Genomic DNA, 2,500 nt, shown 5'->3' with positions numbered 1-2,500 from the left:
TGTTGAAAAAGGTCGGGATGACTTGTGCCTAGGGGTGAAAGGCCAATCAAACTCGGAGATAGCTGGTTCTCCGCGAAAGCTATTTAGGTAGCGCCTCGGACGTATCCCTCGGGGGGTAGAGCACTGCATGGATGATGGGGGCCCACAGCCTTACTGAGTCTAAGCAAACTCCGAATACCCGAGAGGACTATCCGGGAGACACACGGCGGGTGCTAACGTCCGTCGTGGAAAGGGAAACAACCCTGACCAACAGCTAAGGCCCCCAATTCGTGGCTAAGTGGGAAAGCATGTGAGACTTCCAAAACAACCAGGAGGTTGGCTTAGAAGCAGCCATCCTTTAAAGATAGCGTAACAGCTCACTGGTCTAATCAAGAGGTCTTGCGGCGAAGATGTAACGGGGCTCAAGCCACGAGCCGAAGCTTTGGATGCACCCTTCGGGGTGCGTGGTAGCGGAGCGTTCCGTGATATGGAGCGCCGCCTCTTTCGCGTCTTCGGGCGTGACGGAGGCGATGTTCCGACTGTGAAGCCGGGCCGTGAGGCATCCGGTGGAGTGATCGGAAGTGAGAATGTTGACATGAGTAGCGACAAAGGGGGTGAGAGACCCCCTCGCCGAAAGTCCAAGGGTTCCTGCTTAAAGCTAATCTGAGCAGGGTGAGCCGGCCCCTAAGGCGAGGCCGAAAGGCGTAGTCGATGGGAACCAGGTTAATAGTCCTGGGCCAGGAGATGGTGACGGATCGCAGGTGTTGTGAGGTCTTAACGGATTGACCTTGCAGCTGAGCGGTTCCTGGAAACAGCCCTCCACGAGACCGTACCCTAAACCGACACAGGTGGACTGGTAGAGAATACCAAGGCGCTTGAGAGAACCACATTTAAGGAACTCGGCAAAATACCTCCGTAAGTTCGCGAGAAGGAGGCCCGGTTGGCAGGCAACTGTCGGCCGGGGGCACAAACCAGGGGGTGGCGACTGTTTACTAAAAACACAGGGCTCTGCGAAGTCGCAAGACGACGTATAGGGTCTGACGCCTGCCCGGTGCCGGAAGGTTAAAAGGAGAGGTGCAAGCCTTGAATTGAAGCCCCGGTAAACGGCGGCCGTAACTATAACGGTCCTAAGGTAGCGAAATTCCTTGTCGGGTAAGTTCCGACCTGCACGAATGGCGTAACGACTTCCCCGCTGTCTCAAATGTGGACTCAGCGAAATTGAACTGTCTGTGAAGATGCAGACTTCCCGCGGTTAGACGGAAAGACCCCATGCACCTTTACTCCAACTTCGCACTGGCATCAGGATTGCGATGTGCAGGATAGGCGGTAGGCTTTGAAGCGGGGACGCCAGTTCCCGTGGAGCCGTCCTTGAGATACCGCCCTTCGCTGTTCTGATGTCTAACCGCGGCCCGTCATCCGGGTCCGGGACCCTGCGTGGTGGGGAGTTTGACTGGGGCGGTCGCCTCCCAAACAGTAACGGAGGCGCGCGAAGGTTGGCTCAGAGCGGTCGGAAATCGCTCGTTGAGTGCAATGGCAAAAGCCAGCCTGACTGCAAGACTGACAAGTCGAGCAGAGACGAAAGTCGGCCATAGTGATCCGGTGGTCCCGAGTGGAAGGGCCATCGCTCAACGGATAAAAGGTACGCTGGGGATAACAGGCTGATGATGCCCAAGAGTCCATATCGACGGCATCGTTTGGCACCTCGATGTCGGCTCATCTCATCCTGGGGCTGGAGCAGGTCCCAAGGGTATGGCTGTTCGCCATTTAAAGAGGTACGTGAGCTGGGTTTAGAACGTCGTGAGACAGTTCGGTCCCTATCTGCCGTGGGTGTTGGAGACTTGAGAGGAGCTGCCCCTAGTACGAGAGGACCGGGGTGGACGGACCACTGGTGGACCTGTTGTCGTGCCAACGGCAGTGCAGGGTAGCTATGTCCGGACAGGATAAACGCTGAAGGCATCTAAGCGTGAAGCCCCCCTCAAAACAAGGTCTCCCTTGAGAGCCGTGGAAGACCACCACGTCGATAGGCCGGAGGTGTAAGCGTGGCAACACGTTCAGCTGACCGGTACTAATGGCTCGATAGGCTTGATTTGATCCGGAAGAAGACAGACTTCCGTGCGCGCAGGCGCACAAAGCTGAAATCTTCCAACGCATCCTTGGACAACATCCCGCACCCGAAAGGGTCGCGGAACGCTGAGCGTTTCTTTCCCGGTCTGGTGGCCCTAGCGCGAGCAAAACACCCGATCCCATCCCGAACTCGGCCGTTAAGTGCCGCCGCGCCGATGGTACTGCGTCTCAAGACGTGGGAGAGTAGGTCACCGCCAGACCTGGAAAGAAACGCCTATCCCTCCGAACCGATGAAAAACCCCCTTCCGATCCAGGACAACCATGGCGCGGGGTAGAGCAGCCCGGTAGCTCGTCAGGCTCATAACCTGAAGGCCGCAGGTTCAAATCCTGCCCCCGCAACCACCTCTGCAAGCCAGACAAAACAGCGCCCCTCAGGGCGCTGTTTGCATTTGCGCCA

1 tRNA gene and 2 rRNA genes (1 of these 3 cut by a window edge) are annotated in these 2,500 nt (G+C 57.2%); all 3 read left to right on the top strand.

From position 1 onward, the window contains the following. Positions 1-2,069, top strand: a 23S ribosomal RNA gene (locus GIY56_RS18020) (it extends 770 nt beyond the left edge of the window). Between the two features lie 119 nt (positions 2,070-2,188). Beyond that, positions 2,189-2,303, top strand: a 5S ribosomal RNA gene (rrf, locus tag GIY56_RS18015). A 65-nt stretch (positions 2,304-2,368) separates the two neighbouring features. After that, a tRNA-Met gene (locus GIY56_RS18010) sits at positions 2,369-2,445 on the top strand. Positions 2,446-2,500: the final 55 nt, after the last annotated feature.

The organism is Paracoccus lichenicola (genome assembly GCF_009708075.1).
Classification (GTDB): domain Bacteria; phylum Pseudomonadota; class Alphaproteobacteria; order Rhodobacterales; family Rhodobacteraceae; genus Paracoccus; species Paracoccus lichenicola.
The sequence above is the reverse complement of the archived record's forward strand: the minus strand, read 5'-3'. Positions and strand labels throughout refer to the sequence as shown.